The organism is Desulfolutivibrio sp. (assembly GCF_036584575.1).
Classification (GTDB): domain Bacteria; phylum Desulfobacterota; class Desulfovibrionia; order Desulfovibrionales; family Desulfovibrionaceae; genus Desulfolutivibrio.
On record NZ_JAZHDB010000196.1, the window covers coordinates 1 to 13904 of the forward strand.

Annotated in this window: 13 protein-coding genes; 8 read left to right on the forward strand and 5 right to left on the reverse strand. The window is 60.7% G+C overall.

The window, feature by feature from the left end:
• A partial coding sequence (locus tag V3572_RS14000) for an NAD(P)/FAD-dependent oxidoreductase (RefSeq protein ID WP_332111633.1) occupies window positions 1–476 on the reverse strand: 476 nt, incomplete at its 3' end.
• Window positions 477–625: 149 nt separating this feature from the next.
• Window positions 626–1042 (reverse strand): hypothetical protein, encoded by a 417-nt coding sequence (locus V3572_RS14005; protein WP_332111634.1) that lies wholly within the window; start codon window positions 1040–1042, stop codon window positions 626–628.
• 197 nt (window positions 1043–1239) lie between these two features.
• Here V3572_RS14005 and V3572_RS14010 point away from each other — a divergent pair, with 197 nt between their 5' ends.
• Window positions 1240–2631 (forward strand): esterase-like activity of phytase family protein, encoded by a 1392-nt coding sequence (locus tag V3572_RS14010; protein ID WP_332111635.1) that lies wholly within the window; start codon window positions 1240–1242, stop codon window positions 2629–2631.
• A gap of 128 nt (window positions 2632–2759) precedes the next feature.
• Complete coding sequence (locus tag V3572_RS14015) at window positions 2760–3413, forward strand: metal-dependent hydrolase (protein ID WP_332111636.1); 654 nt, start codon at window positions 2760–2762, stop codon at window positions 3411–3413.
• A gap of 4 nt (window positions 3414–3417) precedes the next feature.
• On the opposite strand, the gene V3572_RS14020 is transcribed toward V3572_RS14015, so the two are convergent.
• Both V3572_RS14020 and V3572_RS14025 read right to left on the reverse strand, forming a co-directional pair.
• Window positions 3418–4467 carry a glycosyl transferase family 1 gene (locus V3572_RS14020; RefSeq protein ID WP_332111637.1) on the reverse strand — a complete coding sequence of 350 codons (1050 nt, stop codon included), beginning with the start codon at window positions 4465–4467 and terminating at the stop codon, window positions 3418–3420.
• A gap of 59 nt (window positions 4468–4526) precedes the next feature.
• Window positions 4527–4847: a hypothetical protein gene (locus V3572_RS14025; RefSeq protein ID WP_332111638.1), complete on the reverse strand. Its 321-nt coding sequence runs from the start codon at window positions 4845–4847 to the stop codon at window positions 4527–4529.
• A 200-nt stretch (window positions 4848–5047) separates the two neighbouring features.
• Between V3572_RS14025 and V3572_RS14030 the strand changes: the two genes are divergently transcribed.
• From V3572_RS14030 to V3572_RS14050, 5 genes are all read left to right on the forward strand, one after another.
• A complete protein-coding gene (locus V3572_RS14030; protein ID WP_332111639.1) occupies window positions 5048–5650 on the forward strand; it encodes a hypothetical protein in 603 nt (200 codons plus the stop codon).
• Window positions 5651–5843: 193 nt separating this feature from the next.
• Window positions 5844–7679, forward strand: a complete 1836-nt coding sequence (locus V3572_RS14035) for a methyl-accepting chemotaxis protein (protein ID WP_332111640.1) — start codon at window positions 5844–5846, stop codon at window positions 7677–7679.
• A gap of 177 nt (window positions 7680–7856) precedes the next feature.
• Window positions 7857–9158 carry a radical SAM protein gene (locus tag V3572_RS14040; RefSeq protein ID WP_332111641.1) on the forward strand — a complete coding sequence of 434 codons (1302 nt, stop codon included), beginning with the start codon at window positions 7857–7859 and terminating at the stop codon, window positions 9156–9158.
• Window positions 9159–9170: 12 nt separating this feature from the next.
• A complete protein-coding gene (gene blaOXA / locus V3572_RS14045; protein ID WP_332111642.1) occupies window positions 9171–10004 on the forward strand; it encodes a class D beta-lactamase in 834 nt (277 codons plus the stop codon).
• A gap of 164 nt (window positions 10005–10168) precedes the next feature.
• Window positions 10169–11674: a hypothetical protein gene (locus tag V3572_RS14050; protein ID WP_332111643.1), complete on the forward strand. Its 1506-nt coding sequence runs from the start codon at window positions 10169–10171 to the stop codon at window positions 11672–11674.
• Window positions 11675–11695: 21 nt separating this feature from the next.
• Here the strand turns inward: V3572_RS14050 and V3572_RS14055 are convergent, their stop codons facing one another.
• The gene (locus V3572_RS14055; protein ID WP_332111644.1) at window positions 11696–11989 is read right to left on the reverse strand and encodes an AIR synthase-related protein; all 294 of its coding nucleotides are present in this window, start codon (window positions 11987–11989) and stop codon (window positions 11696–11698) included.
• Between the two features lie 484 nt (window positions 11990–12473).
• On the opposite strand from V3572_RS14055, the gene V3572_RS14060 reads away from it, so the two are divergent.
• Entirely contained in the window at window positions 12474–13469 is a 996-nt protein-coding gene (locus tag V3572_RS14060) for an Lcl C-terminal domain-containing protein (protein WP_332111645.1), read from the forward strand.
• Window positions 13470–13904: the final 435 nt, after the last annotated feature.

Sequence of the window (13904 nt, forward strand, 5' to 3'; positions counted from 1 at the left end):
TCCACGCCTCCGGCGGTGACGGCGGCCCGGATGGACTCGGCGTTGTCCAGGTTGGCCACCAGATGGACCCCGGGCAGTTCGTTTCCGGGCACGGGCAGGCGGCGCGGCCAGGCCCCGGTGGCGATGACCAGCTTGTCGTAGGGCAGGTCTTCTTCGCGGCCGGAGGCCAGTTCCCTGACATGCACGGTCTTGGCGGCCCGGTCGATGGCCAGGGCCTCGACCCCGGTTTTGACGTCGACGCCTTTGACGTCGCGGAAAAAGGCCGTGTCGCGGGTCATGTGGTAGCTGGTGGCCGTCAGTTCCGAGGAATCGGAGACATCGCCGGAGACATAATAGGGGATGCCGCATCCGCCGTAGGAGATGCGGGTATCCTTGTCGATCATGGTCACGGAGGAATCGGGATCGAGGCGTTTGAACCGACTGGCGGCCTTGGGTCCCAGGGCGACCGCGCCGATGATCAGCACATGGTGGGACATGGTGCGCTCCTTGGAAGTCCGGTGTGTCCGGACGGGGTTTTCATAAAACCGTAGGTCAAGGGAGGGTTATAGAAACGGCATGGATTTGGCAACCGGCCCCCGGCGGGCGTGTGCGCACATCCGCCAGGGGAAGGCGCGGGGGAAGGCGGCTATTCGAGCTCTTCACCCAGGAAAAAGAACACGCCGTCGCGGGAGAAGCACATGCGGCCGTCGTCGAGAAGAATAAGCGAGGACAACCCCGGGAGGGTGCAGCCCGTTTCGATGACGAACACCTTGGGGGCCATATGCCCCAGGGCTTGGGGGGCGACGCGGAAATTGTCGCCGAAATAGGCTGCGGCGTCATGGTCGGTCAGGGTGGGGACGATGGCGCAGGAGGCGTCGTCGAATTCGATGGTTTCGGTGTCGATGAACAGGCGCTTGCCCGTGAGGGCCTCGGCCTGGGCCGTGTCCAGGGCGGCGACCGGGCCGAACTGGTAGCCGGTGATGGTCCAGTAGCCGGAGGCGGCCAAGGAAGACTGGGCATTGGCCATCCACAGCAGGGCCAAAACCGCGACAACGCGCCCCACGCGGCCGACTCGGCCGAAATGACGCGTTTGCGGGGAGACATGGGGACGGGGAAAAGTGTCGCCTGCCATGGGAAGCGGCTATACTCCCGCGACTGCCCGGAGACAAGGGAAAAGGCTGCGGCGCATTCGACATGAATACGTCACCGGCCCGCAACCGGGCCGGATCACAATGCCGAAAAAAGTGGAGGCATGCACCCATGCGCAGATTTTTGATTCCCGGCCTGGCGGCGCTGACGCTCACGGCCCAGGTCGCCCTGGCGGCAGAGCAACCGACGGTGGAGAAGTACGAAATCACCATCCCGCAACAGTTCAACATCCCGGCCACGGGAACGGCCAAGGCCCAATTCCCCGAGGGTTTTCCCTTAGGCGTGGGCTCTGGCATGTCGTTTGCCGAACGTTTGCCCGACGGGGCGCTGATTTTTTGGGCCGTGGGGGATCGCGGCCCCAACGCCGACTCGCCCAAGTATGCGGCCAAGGATGGCGACAAGCCCAGGGATGCGAAGATCTTTCCGGCCCCGGAGTTCGTGCCCAAATTCGCCAAAATCAAGGTGGCGGGCGGCAAGGCCGAGGTCATCGAGGTGAAGGAGATCCATGACGCCTCGGGCAAGCCCATCTCCGGCCGCCCCCTGGACAAGGGCGCGGTGGGCTCCACGGGCGAGACGCCCCTGGACATGGACATGAAGGTGCTGGCCTTCGACGCCGAGGGCCTCGACCCCGAGGGCATCGACGTGGACAAAAAAGACGGATCGCTGTGGCTGTGCGACGAATACGGCCCGTTTTTGATCAATATCGACCCGGCCACGGGCAACATCCGCAAGAAATACGCCCCGGGCCAGGGCCTTCCGGCGGAACTGGCCGCGCGCCAGCCCAACCGGGGCTTCGAGGGCTTGGCCGTGACGCCCGGCAACAAGGTGGTGGCCGCCGTGCAGTCCATCCTGGACAACGAGGGCGACCTCAAGGCCTCCAAGGCCCCGTTCATCCGGCTGGTGGAGCTCGATCCGGCCACGGGCGCGGTGCGCACCCTGGCCTACCCCCATGACGTGGACGCCTACAAATCCAGCGCCGCAGCCAAGATCGGCGGCATGCAGGCCGTGTCAGACACCAAATTCGTGCTGGTTGAGCAAGCCAAGGGCAAGGACGGCAAGATGCGCAACGTCCTGTATCTGGTGGACATCGCCGGGGCCACGGACATCTCCGGAAAGACCGCCCCGGACGGCAAGCCCCTGGAATCGGCGGCGGACCTGGCGGCGCTTGCGGCCATGGGCGTGACCCCGGCCAAAACGACCCGGCTGGTCGATCTGGTGGACCTGGGCTGGACGGCGGAGAAGGCCGAGGGCATCGCCCTGGTGGACGAAAAAACCCTGGCCGTGTCCTCGGACAACGACTTCGGCCTGGCCCTGACCGTGGCCGACCCGGCCACGGACGAGGACGGCAAAAAGGTGGACGCCCCGGGCAAGTACGTGCTCACGGGCGAGGGCAAGATGCTTTATAAGGGCAAGGAGACGCCCACGAAATTCGGGATCAAGGCCTCGGGCGAGCCGGGCTTTTTGTGGATTCTGCGCTTCGATGCGCCCCTGGCCTCGCGGTAGGCTGGATCGACCCTGAAAGACGCTAAGGCCCGCCCGCCAGGACGGGCCTCGGGTTGATGACAAAGCCCCGGTTCTTTGGAACCGGGGCTTTGCGCATCCTGGCGAAAACACCAGGAAATCGGTCACTTATGGCGCGGCTGCGCTGCGACCGGCTGACGATTTTCGAGGCCATTAACTTTGTCGGCAGCCTCAGGCCCGAGGCGGTTTTGCCTCGCGGGCCGATTCATGGCATCATCCTGGCCTTCGACAACAGCGTCCGGCGGCACGGGCGCCCCGCAAAAGGCATATCGCACATGATGGGCTACACCCACGCGGCCATCGGCTGCGTCCTGGCGCTTGGCGTCAACCACCTGTTTCCCTCGGTTCTGGGACGCACCCCGGAGATCCTGGGCATGGCCGTCCTGGGCAGTCTGGCCCCGGACCTGGACGAGCCGCAGAGCCTTTTGGGCAAAAAACTGGCGGTCATCGCCCACCCCCTCAAGCTCCTGCTGGGACACCGGGGGTTCACCCATTCCCTGGCGGCGCTGGGGCTGGTCGCAGTGGCGCTGTTCGGGCTTTCTGCGGCGGGCTACGGCCCGCGCCCGTCCTACGGGCTGGCCTTCCTCCTGGGCTATGCCGGACATCTTGCCGCCGACTGGATGACCTCGTCCGGGGCCCCGCTTCTGTGGCCCAACCCCGCACGTTACGCCTCGCCCCTGCCCATGCGCACGGGGGGGGCGGTGGAGCACATGGTGGCGGTGTTGGTGGTCGCGGCCGGGGCCTGGCTGGCGCACGCGGGATGACGCCCTACCGGCCCCGGGCCACGCCTGCATAAAAATCCAGATAGATCTGGGCATGGCGCGACAGGCCGTAATCGGCCACGGCCAGCCCCCTGGCCCGGGCCGCGACCTTGCCGCGCAGCTTGGCATCCGTGACCAGCCGGGCGATGGTCTTTTCCCACAGCCCGGGGTCCGGCCCCACAAGCGGCCCAAAGGCCCCGGGACCGCCGTCGGGATTTTGGTAGGGCGGCAGATCGGAATAGACCCCGGCCACCCCGAGCGCCCCGTATTCCAGGGCCTTGATGTTGCTTTTGGCCCGGTTAAACGGCGTATCGCGCAGGGGGGCCAGTCCGATGTCCGGGGCCAGTTCGACCAGTTTGCGGGCATAGGCCGTGTAGTCGTCGAAAAAATCCAGTTGGCGGGACCGGGCGGCCAGGACCGGCTCCCGGGGGGCGCATCCGAAAAAAAGCAGCTCCACCGCATCGCCGAACCGCTCCACGATGCGCACCAGGGCAGGGGCGATCATGTCCAGGTCCGCCATGTGGGTGGGAGAGCCCGCATAGACGATGCGCACCGGCCGGGAAGGATCGTCACGGACCCGGCGCGGCGCGGTGAAAAGCCCCTCGTCGATCAGGTTGGGCGCCACCTCCACCCGCCCCTTTGCGAAGGGGAAGGCCCGCGCCAACTCCGGCGTGGACACGCAGACCGCCCGGGCGCACCGGGCCAGTTCGCGGCAATAGGGGATGATGGGGGCCAGCCTGCAGGCCAGGGGATGGTCGTCGCCAAGGGCTTCGAAATGGTCGTCCACATCGTAGACCACGGGCTTCCCCGAGGACAGGGCCCGCTCCACCAGCGGCCAGGTCTCCCGCATGGGGAAGCTACGTTGAAAGGCCACCACGTCCGCCTCGTCCATGACCCCGGGGTCCAGGGCATAGTTGCGGCCGTCGCTTTTGGCCCCCCACAACAGGCGCAACCGTCCGCCCAGGGCCCGGGCCGGATCGAGAAACCGCACCCGGGCGCAGGCATAGCGCACAAGCTCCAGGGAATAGACGGCCACGGTCAGGGGGTGGGCAGACATGTCCCGTCCTTGCGGATGCATCGGCCGTCCGCGCCCGGGCGGCCGGACGGCCTGCGGGCCTATTTGTTCTTGTCGCAGTACTGGGCGCACAGGTCGGCGGCCCGGCCAATGGAACTCGCGCAGGTGTCGCCGCCGAGGCTGGCGGCGGTGAGGTTCCGTTCCACCTTGTCGCAGGCCAGGCGGCACTCGGCGCTGGTCGGGTAGGTGACTACGAACACGCCCGCGAACTCGTCGCACACGTCCCGGCAGTCGTCCGAGGCATCGGAGACGCAAAAGGACATGAAGTCCCCCAGGGTCATTCTGGCGTCCGTTTTGGCGCAGGACACGACCGCCAACAGGGCCAGGATCGCCACCGCACCACTCGTGATCGTCTTACGCATCGCCTGCTCCTTTGTTTTGGCGCCCGTTCCGGTCGGCCCCGTCCGGACGCCACGGGGACCATCATTCAAATTTTCCGGGGCGTTGCCAAGGTAGCCGGGTTTCCCCGTCCCTGGCAAGGGGCCTTTGCGGCGCCGCCTTCTTGCCTCGGACGCCCCGTTGCGGTTATGGGCATGGAAACCGCGACAGCAAAGGACCGCCCATGCATTTCGTCCGTTTCCTGGCCTTGGCCCTTTTTGTTCTCCTGAGCACGACCGCCCTGGCCCAATCCCCTCCCCCGGCCAGCCTGGGCGGCATCGACCTGGGCGGCGACGCGGCCCGCTTCGGGCGATACCTGCATCCCGGCAAGGCCAAGCCCATGGAGGACGCACCCTCCCTGTCCCGGCGCAATATCAAACCGTCCGGGGCCTTTCGCGGCGGCTATCTGCTGGCTGGAACCTGCGCCTTCCCCGGCCGGGTGGCCCGCATCAAGCTCAAGTACGCCGACGACGGCGAGGAATTTTTTCGCCGCCTGTCCGGGGCGCTCATGGACCGCTACGGACTGCCTGCGGAATACAAGGGTGACCTGGAGGGACAGGTTCTGGGCAACAAATGGAGCTTCACCAACGCCCAGGGCGAATCCATAAGCCTCATCGTGCAGCACTCCGACGCCGAAGGCCTGGACCACGACAAGGGCAACGTCATCAAGCTCACCAACTGGGCCCTGGTGGACGCCGAACGCCTCTGCTACGAGGCCAGGCGCCCCAAAGCCACGCCGCCCCCAACCCCGGCCCCGGCCAGCCTGGACGGCCTGCTCCCCCGCTGACCGCGCGCGCAGTACGGCGCACGGCGTCCCGTTGCCCGCCATTGCACGACGGCTGGCGGCGTTATGTCTTTTTTTCCCCTTTCGCCCTTCGCCGCGACCATGCTAGAATCGCCCCGACTTGCAGGAACCCGCACCGGGGGACAGGGTTCATCCCCGGATTCCATCGCCAGCATGCCTTTTCGGAGGATCGTCCATGCCCCGCTTCGCCGACGCGAAAATCTCGACCCGCATCGTGTGCATCATCGTCCTGACCATCGCCCTTTTCACCCTGGCCATCATGCTCTATTTCGTGCCCTCGGCCGGCCGCGAGATGCTCTCGTCGCGCAAGCAGAGCCTCAAGGACATCGTGGACGTGGCCTATTCGCTGGTGGAGGAATACGAAAAGCGCATCCAGAAGGGCGAGTTCTCCCCCGAGGAGGGCCGAAGCCGGGCCATACAGCGGATAAAGAACCTGCGCTACGGCCAAAACGACTATATCTGGATCAACGACACCGCAAAGCCCTATCCGGTCATGATCATGCATCCGGTCAGCCCGGCCCTGGACGGCACGGTCTTGAGCGATCCGAAATTCGACAAGGCCACCATGCTGCAATTCGGCGTCCATGGCCCAGAGGTGGACACGGACGGCAAAATGAACCTGTTTGCGGCCTTCGTGGATGTCTGCTTGAAAAGCGGCGAGGGATACGTGGCCTACGCCTGGCCCAAGCCCACGCCCTCCGGGCCGACGGCCGAGGTCTATCCCAAGCAGTCCTACGTGAAGCTCTACAAACCCTGGGGCTGGGTTCTGGGCACGGGCCTGTACGTGGACGACATCGAGGCCCGGGTGGCGACCATGCGCTGGACCATGAGCGCCGTGGCCGCCGGGATCATGATCCTGTCCCTTTGCGTCGGCCTTGTGGTCATGCGCACCATCACCCGGCCCATCGCCGCCCTGGCGGCCTATGCCGCCGAGGTGTCCTCGGGGCGGCTCGATGCGGCCATGTCCGGCGCCTTTCACGGCGAGACCGCCACCCTCAAGGAGGCCATCGGCAAGATGGTGGCCGAACTCAAGGCCACCCTGGCCACGGCCGAACAGGCCAAAAAGGAGGCCCAGGAGGAGACCCGCAAGGCCACCGAGGCCGGGCGCGAGGCCGATGAGGCCCGGCAGGCCGCCGAGGGGGCCATGCGCCAGGGCATGCTCCAGGCGGCGCAGTCCCTGGAGCAGGTGTCGGCGGGCATAAGCTCGGCCTCGGGAGAGCTTTCGGGCAAGGCCGGCGCGGCCGCGCGCGGGGCCGAACACCAGACCGTGCGCCTGACCGAGATCGCGGCGGCCATGGGCCAGATGAACGCCACGGTCCTTGAGGTGGCCAAAAACGCCTCCACCGCGGCCGAGAGTTCCGGGCAGGCCAAGGGCAAGGCCGAGACCGGCGCGGACATCGTGGGCCGGGCCGTGGCCGCCATCCTCGACGTCAAGGAACAGTCCCGCAGCCTCAAGGAGCACATGGCCGACCTGGGGGCCAAGGCCGAGGGCATCGGCCGGATCATGGGCGTGATCTCGGACATCGCCGACCAGACGAACCTTCTGGCCTTAAACGCCGCCATCGAGGCCGCCCGGGCCGGGGAGGCCGGACGGGGATTCGCGGTGGTGGCCGACGAGGTCAGGAAGCTGGCGGAAAAGACCATGGCCGCCACCCGCGAGGTGGGGGAGGCCATAGGCGGCGTGCAGCAGTTGGCCAAGACCAACATGGAAGGCGTGGACCGCTCCACCAAAAGCATCGATCAGGCGGCGGAACTGGCCCAGTCCTCGGGCCAGGCCCTGGACGAGATCGTGCGCCTGGCCGAGACCGCCTCGGACCAGGTACGCGCCATCGCCGCCGCCTCGGAAGAGCAATCCGCGGCCAGCGAACAGATCAACCGAGGCATCGACGAGGTCAACCGGGTGTCCCTGGAGACCGCCGACGCCATGCGCCAGTCGGCCTCGGCCATCGGCGGCCTCACCCGGCAGGCCGGGGATCTGGAACAGCTCATCGAGGAGCTCAAAGGCTCCTAGGCCGTGTCCCATAAAAAATACGTCAGTATTTTTTATGAAAAAATCATCGTTTCACACCGTTCGTATCGAAATCCGCATGGGCGCATTTCGAGGACACGTCGGCCATTGCCCGCCGGGCCGGGCCGGGGTAAGACCCCCTGGCGTTCCGATATGCAAACCGCGCCAAGGATGTCCCCCATGTCTTCGAAGAAGCTGCGGCCGCGACTGGTCTATGCCGACGAAAAAGGCAACATTTACGATCATCCCGAGTTGGAGATGCTGGTTCGCCGGGGCGGGCAGATCACCTCGCCGCGCCCGGACGAGCTGATCCCCCTGCCCCCGGAAAGCGAGCTGTTCCGCCTGCCCGGGCGCACGGCCCTGGGCCTGGACTCCGAGACCGGGCTGGTGGAGGAGACCGGGGAGACGGCCGTGGCCGCCTTCGTCTGTCCGGGGCATACCCTCTCCGCCCAGGCGGCCTACGCCACGGCCCCGGGCGCGCCGGTTCTGCCCCTTTTCGCCTACGGCGCGGTGGGCTTCGCCGCAGACCGTTTCTATGTGGCCGCCACCCGGGTGGACCTCGATCCGCGCCAGATTTTCACCGGCATCCCCCGCTCCCGCATCGCCAAAGGGGCCAGCGCCCTGTTGCGCAAATACCCCCAGAACCGGCTGGTGGCCCACCTGTCCCGCTGCGCCCTGACCTACTGCTGCCCGGCGGCCAAAAACCTGGCCCTGGGACGCTTCGAGGCCCCCCTGCCCACCTCCCGGGTCTGCAACGCCCGCTGCATCGGCTGCCTGTCGCTGCAGGATCCGGATTCGGGCTTTCCTTCCACCCAAAACCGCATCTCCTTCACCCCGCGCCCCGAGGAGATCGCCCAGGTCATGGCCGAACACGGCCGCCGCGAGGTCCGGCCGATCTTTTCCTTCGGCCAGGGGTGCGAGGGCGAACCCCTGACCGAGGCCCAGACCATCGCCAAGGGCGTCAGCCTGTTCCGCCAGGGCGGCGGCACGGGCACGGTCAACGTGAACACCAACGGCAGCCTGCCGGACGCGGTGGCGCCCCTGGCCGCAGCCGGGGTGGATTCCGTGCGGGTGAGCCTGAGTAGCGGCGACGAACGGATGTACGCGGCCTATTACCGGCCCAAGGGGTATGCGTTTTCCGACGTGCGGGAGTTCATGACCCGGGCCAAGGCGGCCGGGCTTTTTTTGTCCGTCAATCTGCTCTATTTTCCCGGGGTGACCGACACCGAGGCGGAATACGCCGCCCTGGCCGGACTTCTGGGGGACACGGGGGCGGATTTCGTGCAGATGCGAAACCTGAACCTGGACCCGGAACTGTACCTGTCGGTGGTGGGACAGAGCGGAGCCCGCACCGAGGCCGAACTGGCGGCCTGCATGGGCCTTGGCAACTTCATGAAGCGGCTTTCCGAGGATTGCCCGGGGCTGCGGTTCGGCTATTTCAATCCAGCCCTGCCCCTGCGGCCCGGCACGGACGCCGCCTAGCGAGGATTCGCCATGCCCCGCTTTTTGTTTTTCGCCCTGCTGTCGTGCTGCCTGGCCCTTCCCGGCCTGACCGCGTCCGCCGCCTGGGCCGGATCGGCCGCCCTGCCCGGGATGGCTGTGACCGACCGGCCGGACTGGGGACGGCATTTCGCCGCCGCCGGGGTGACCGGGACCATGGTCCTTAGCACGGACGGCGACGCGCCAACGGTCCAAGCCTATGACCCGGCCCGGGCCGCCACAGGCTTTTTGCCCGCCTCCACCTTCAAGATTCCCAACTCGCTCATCGCCCTGGAGACGGGCGTGGTGGCCGGGCCGGACACGGTCTTTGCCTGGGACGGCGTCAAACGGCCCATTGAGGCCTGGAACGCCGACCTGACGTTCACAAAGGCCCTGCGCGTGTCCAGCGTGCCCATCTACCAGGAGATCGCCCGCAGGATCGGGCAGGAGCGCATGCAGTGGTGGGTGCGGGAGATGGGATACGGCAACGCCGACATCGGCCAGGCCATCGACACCTTCTGGCTGGACGGCAAGCTGCGCATCTCGGCCCTGGAGCAGGCGGCGTTTTTGCGGCGGCTGGCCCATGACCAGCTTCCCTTCTCCGCAAAGACCATGGCCGCCGTGCGGGAGATGCTCGTGGAGGAGCGCACCGAGTCGGGCGTGTTGCGGGCCAAGACGGGACTGACGGCGCGCGTTTCGCCCAACGTGGGCTGGTGGGTCGGCTGGGTGGAGAAGGGTGATGGGCGGTGGTTTTTCGCCCTGAACATGGATTCGGTTCGTCCCGAGGATGTCCCGGCCCGCAAGGTGGTGGCCAAGGCGGTGCTTGCGGCGGAAGGGGTGTGGCCGTAGAATTATATTAATCGTCTAGCAAGCGACTCTATAGCATATTGTGGATCTCTGCTACGATAAACAACAAATCCAAATTGTAAATTTTTTAGCACAAAAATATATTTGCACATATAAAACTTACCCACCGCGAAAAACACCTTCCCAGGTCTCAAAAAGGACTTGATATGGCATCGGCCACGCCTGGAAACGTCATTCAAATAAACTCTTGGAACGAAAAATTTCATTCTTTGTTTTCGACGAGTGAACAAAATGAACTTATCGCTCGTATAAAGGATGAATCACCGCAAGGCGACGTAAAAAATCATCCTATAGCCAAATTTATTATTCCTTTATTACGAGACTTGTTTAAAGAAAAAAACATGGAAGACATAGTAGAATCACTACCAGAAGAAGCTATACATTCTTTAGTCTCCGCAATCTCCGTTATATCATTTGCGAGCGACCTGGATATCCATGAATCACAGCGCGACAACCGATACCTCGAAACACTATCTATCACCAAAAAGGCAAAAAGTGAGCATAGCCACAGAGAATATCTTGAAAAAATTTACGTTGAAAACAAGAAAAATTCACTCATTCTCATACGAAAGAGAATTGAAGAACTTGAAGAAAAATATTTCAAAGAAAATTTTACAAACATACAGAATCTTCGCGCATCAAACAACCCAGACAAAGAACTTATCATAGAAAATATTCGCAAGTCGTCCACATCAAAAGAACAACACGACATCTATGACACAATAAAAAGACTAAACACGGATATTATTCTAATAGACAAAGATGTACGATTCAGTATTAATCTAGCATTAAATGCTGAAGTAAACGACAGAAAATTCTTAAATCGAGTTGCACTAATAATACACAAACCACACCTACTAAGCACATCTTACTTACTGAGCGGCATAAAATTTTCACAAATATTGATGAAATGGTTTTTTAAGAATATTCCAATCGTCACTGTTCGGAATATTATTATCGCACAAAAAAATGGATTCAATATTGAAGATTATTTTGTCAAAAAATACAACCCTAAAGATGGCTTTGAAGATATTTACACAATAATAAACTCAGAATATATGCATCCTCCGTTTTCACAAGTTGTCTGTTGTAAAAAAACAGCAATAAAAGAACTAATTTCATGTTATAGAAAAAAACTACTATACCCCTCTACTTGCGGACTACTTGCTATGATTGAGGGTATTCTATGGAGTCTTGCAGAGTTTATGCATGACTGTGGCGAAAATATTTTTATATACAATGAAGACAGCGAGCAAAAACAAATAACGGCCATTATTAGCAAACACGACGGTTCTTATAATAAAAACACTACCATCGGAACACTACTCAAGATATCAAAACTTAACAATTTACTTGACAGACACTTTATTGAGTTTTTTTGCCAAGATTTTTACAAGTCACGAAACGAGATACTCCACGGGGAAAATTGGCATGATGCCACACCACAACAGACAGCCGCAAAATTTGCGGTTCTTGAATACATACTTAGCGAATCACATAAATATATAAAGACATACTGGGCAAATTGGGCCAAGGAACACATTCCCGACGGGCTTATTCAAGAATTATACAACAGCATGTTCATTCAAGACAATAATCATTCCAAAGGAAAGGCCAAAAAGAACACGAACAAGCCGCACGAAAAAAGATGATCCTTCGGCTTTCCCTTACACTCAACAGGCCCCGCCCGGCAGTTCCACCGTCACCCGCTCCTGGTCCGGCTTTTTTTGGCGTTCGATGGTCCCGATGATCTGGGCGTATTCATGCTGGGCCCGAAGCCGCGAGACCACATCCTCGCCGATCTCCGGCGGAACGACCAGCATGTAGCCGATGCCGCAGTTGAAAATCTGGAGCATCTCCGGCCAGGTCAGCTTTCCCTGCTCCTTGAGCCATTCAAAGACCGGCGGCACGTCGAAAGACCCCATGCGGATGCGCGCCCCCACCCCGCGCGGCAGGATGCGGGCCACGTTGTCGGCAAACCCGCCCCGGTGAGAGGCGCCATGCCCCGGATCTCCAGGTCGCGCAAAAGGTTCAGCACGGGCTTGACGTAGATGCGGGCGGACGCAGGCAGGGCATCGCCATGGGTCGCCCCGGCACTCGCAACGGCGCTGGTGAGCCCGCCCATCCACTCCCGGATCATAACACCTCTACAATAGTTGACATATACAGTGGATGATTGGCGTCCTCCATGGTAATATACTATTTTGCATGCTATCGACAACCACCTGCTCATCTGTTCGTGGATATTAACCCCATACTCGACATAAATTTTGACAATCAATCCGTAACAGTCACCATATCTACACGAAAATACATCAATTATACATTTCAAAATCTATCAACCACTTCGACATGACGACATGGTAAGAAAAAAACATGGACGGGAAGGACAAATGATGCGTACTATATATATTATCGTCTCCGGTTCTTCTCAGACAGGAGGTGCTTAAAATGACTCGATTTATCCCCTTCTTCCTCATACTGATAACCGCTTCCGCTTCTCCTTTGTGGGCGTGGACCGTTCCTGGAACAGGCCAGACGGCATGCTACAATAACACGACCCTACTGCCGAATTGCCCATTTCCTGGCGCGGTTTTCTACGGCCAGAATGGCAACTACAAAAAACTTCATCTTTTTCAGGATGATGGGAACGGGGTCGTGCATGACATGGTAACCAAGCTGCCATGGCAAAAGGTCTCGGAACTCACTACACGAAATTGGAATGATGCCGCAACGTACTGCGAAAACCTGGCAATCGGGACGTATACGAATTGGCGTTTACCTACAATACATGAACTTCTGACCATCGTGAATAACGGGAAAGCTTCTCCAAAATTCGACAGTATTTTTGAAGGCAATCCCCAAGGTCACTATTGGTCAGGCTCTAAAGTTACTCCGGACAGCACCGGATACGCATGGGCTATTGATTTCGGAGATGGCCGCACCACAAGCAATGAAAAGACAAGCACATGTGTCGTCCGCTGTGTCCACGGAGCTACATTGCCATCTTCTGTGTATGTAGACAACTTGGACGGCACTGTAACGGATCAAACGACAAGGATTGTCTGGGAGAAGATATCCAGTGTATCAGCCATGACCTGGGAAAACGCTCTCGCATATTGCGAAAGCAGGACGACAGGCGGACATGATGATTGGCGGATGCCGAACATTCAAGAGTTGAACAGTCTTGCCGATTATTCCAGAATCTACCCTGACCCCTCAATTGATCCGATTTTTACTGTCCCGTCTGGCCAATATGAATCGTATTGGTCAAGCACCACTGTGCTTTTCTCCTCCGATTATTACAGCCTGGCCTGGTACATCACCTTCGACCACGGTCAAGCACAGTACGGCATTGCCAAATCCACTCTGATAAAGGTGCGGTGCGTGCGAAACCTGGATACTCCCGCTTCTGCACTTCCAGCATCATTCCTCTTGATGAATTGAAAATATTGTTCATCCACAGTTTTTCAGGGAATATTCCCGTTAAGGATGAAACACACTGTGCCAGCAGCAACTGCCTCATTCCGTTCAAGACCTGTATTCGGCGCGAGCAGCCGTTACGAACGCCAGTCATTCGGCAAGGCTGTCGAGAACGCCCGCTTCGGATGAGAATTCCACTACCTGCTGGATCGTAACCTCTGCAGATCGTGTTTCCTCCTGGGTTTCGCCCCTGGTCGGCGCCGCCGCCTGGGCAAGGCTTTGCGATGCTGCATCGTTATTCGGGCAACTCAACCGTGACCCGCTCCTGGTCCGGCTTCTTTAACCGCTCGATGGTCCCGATGATCTGGGCGTACTCATGCTGGGCCCGAAGCCGCAGGACCACGTCCTCGCCGATCTCCGGCGGAACGACCAGCATGTAGCCGATGCCGCAGTTGAAAA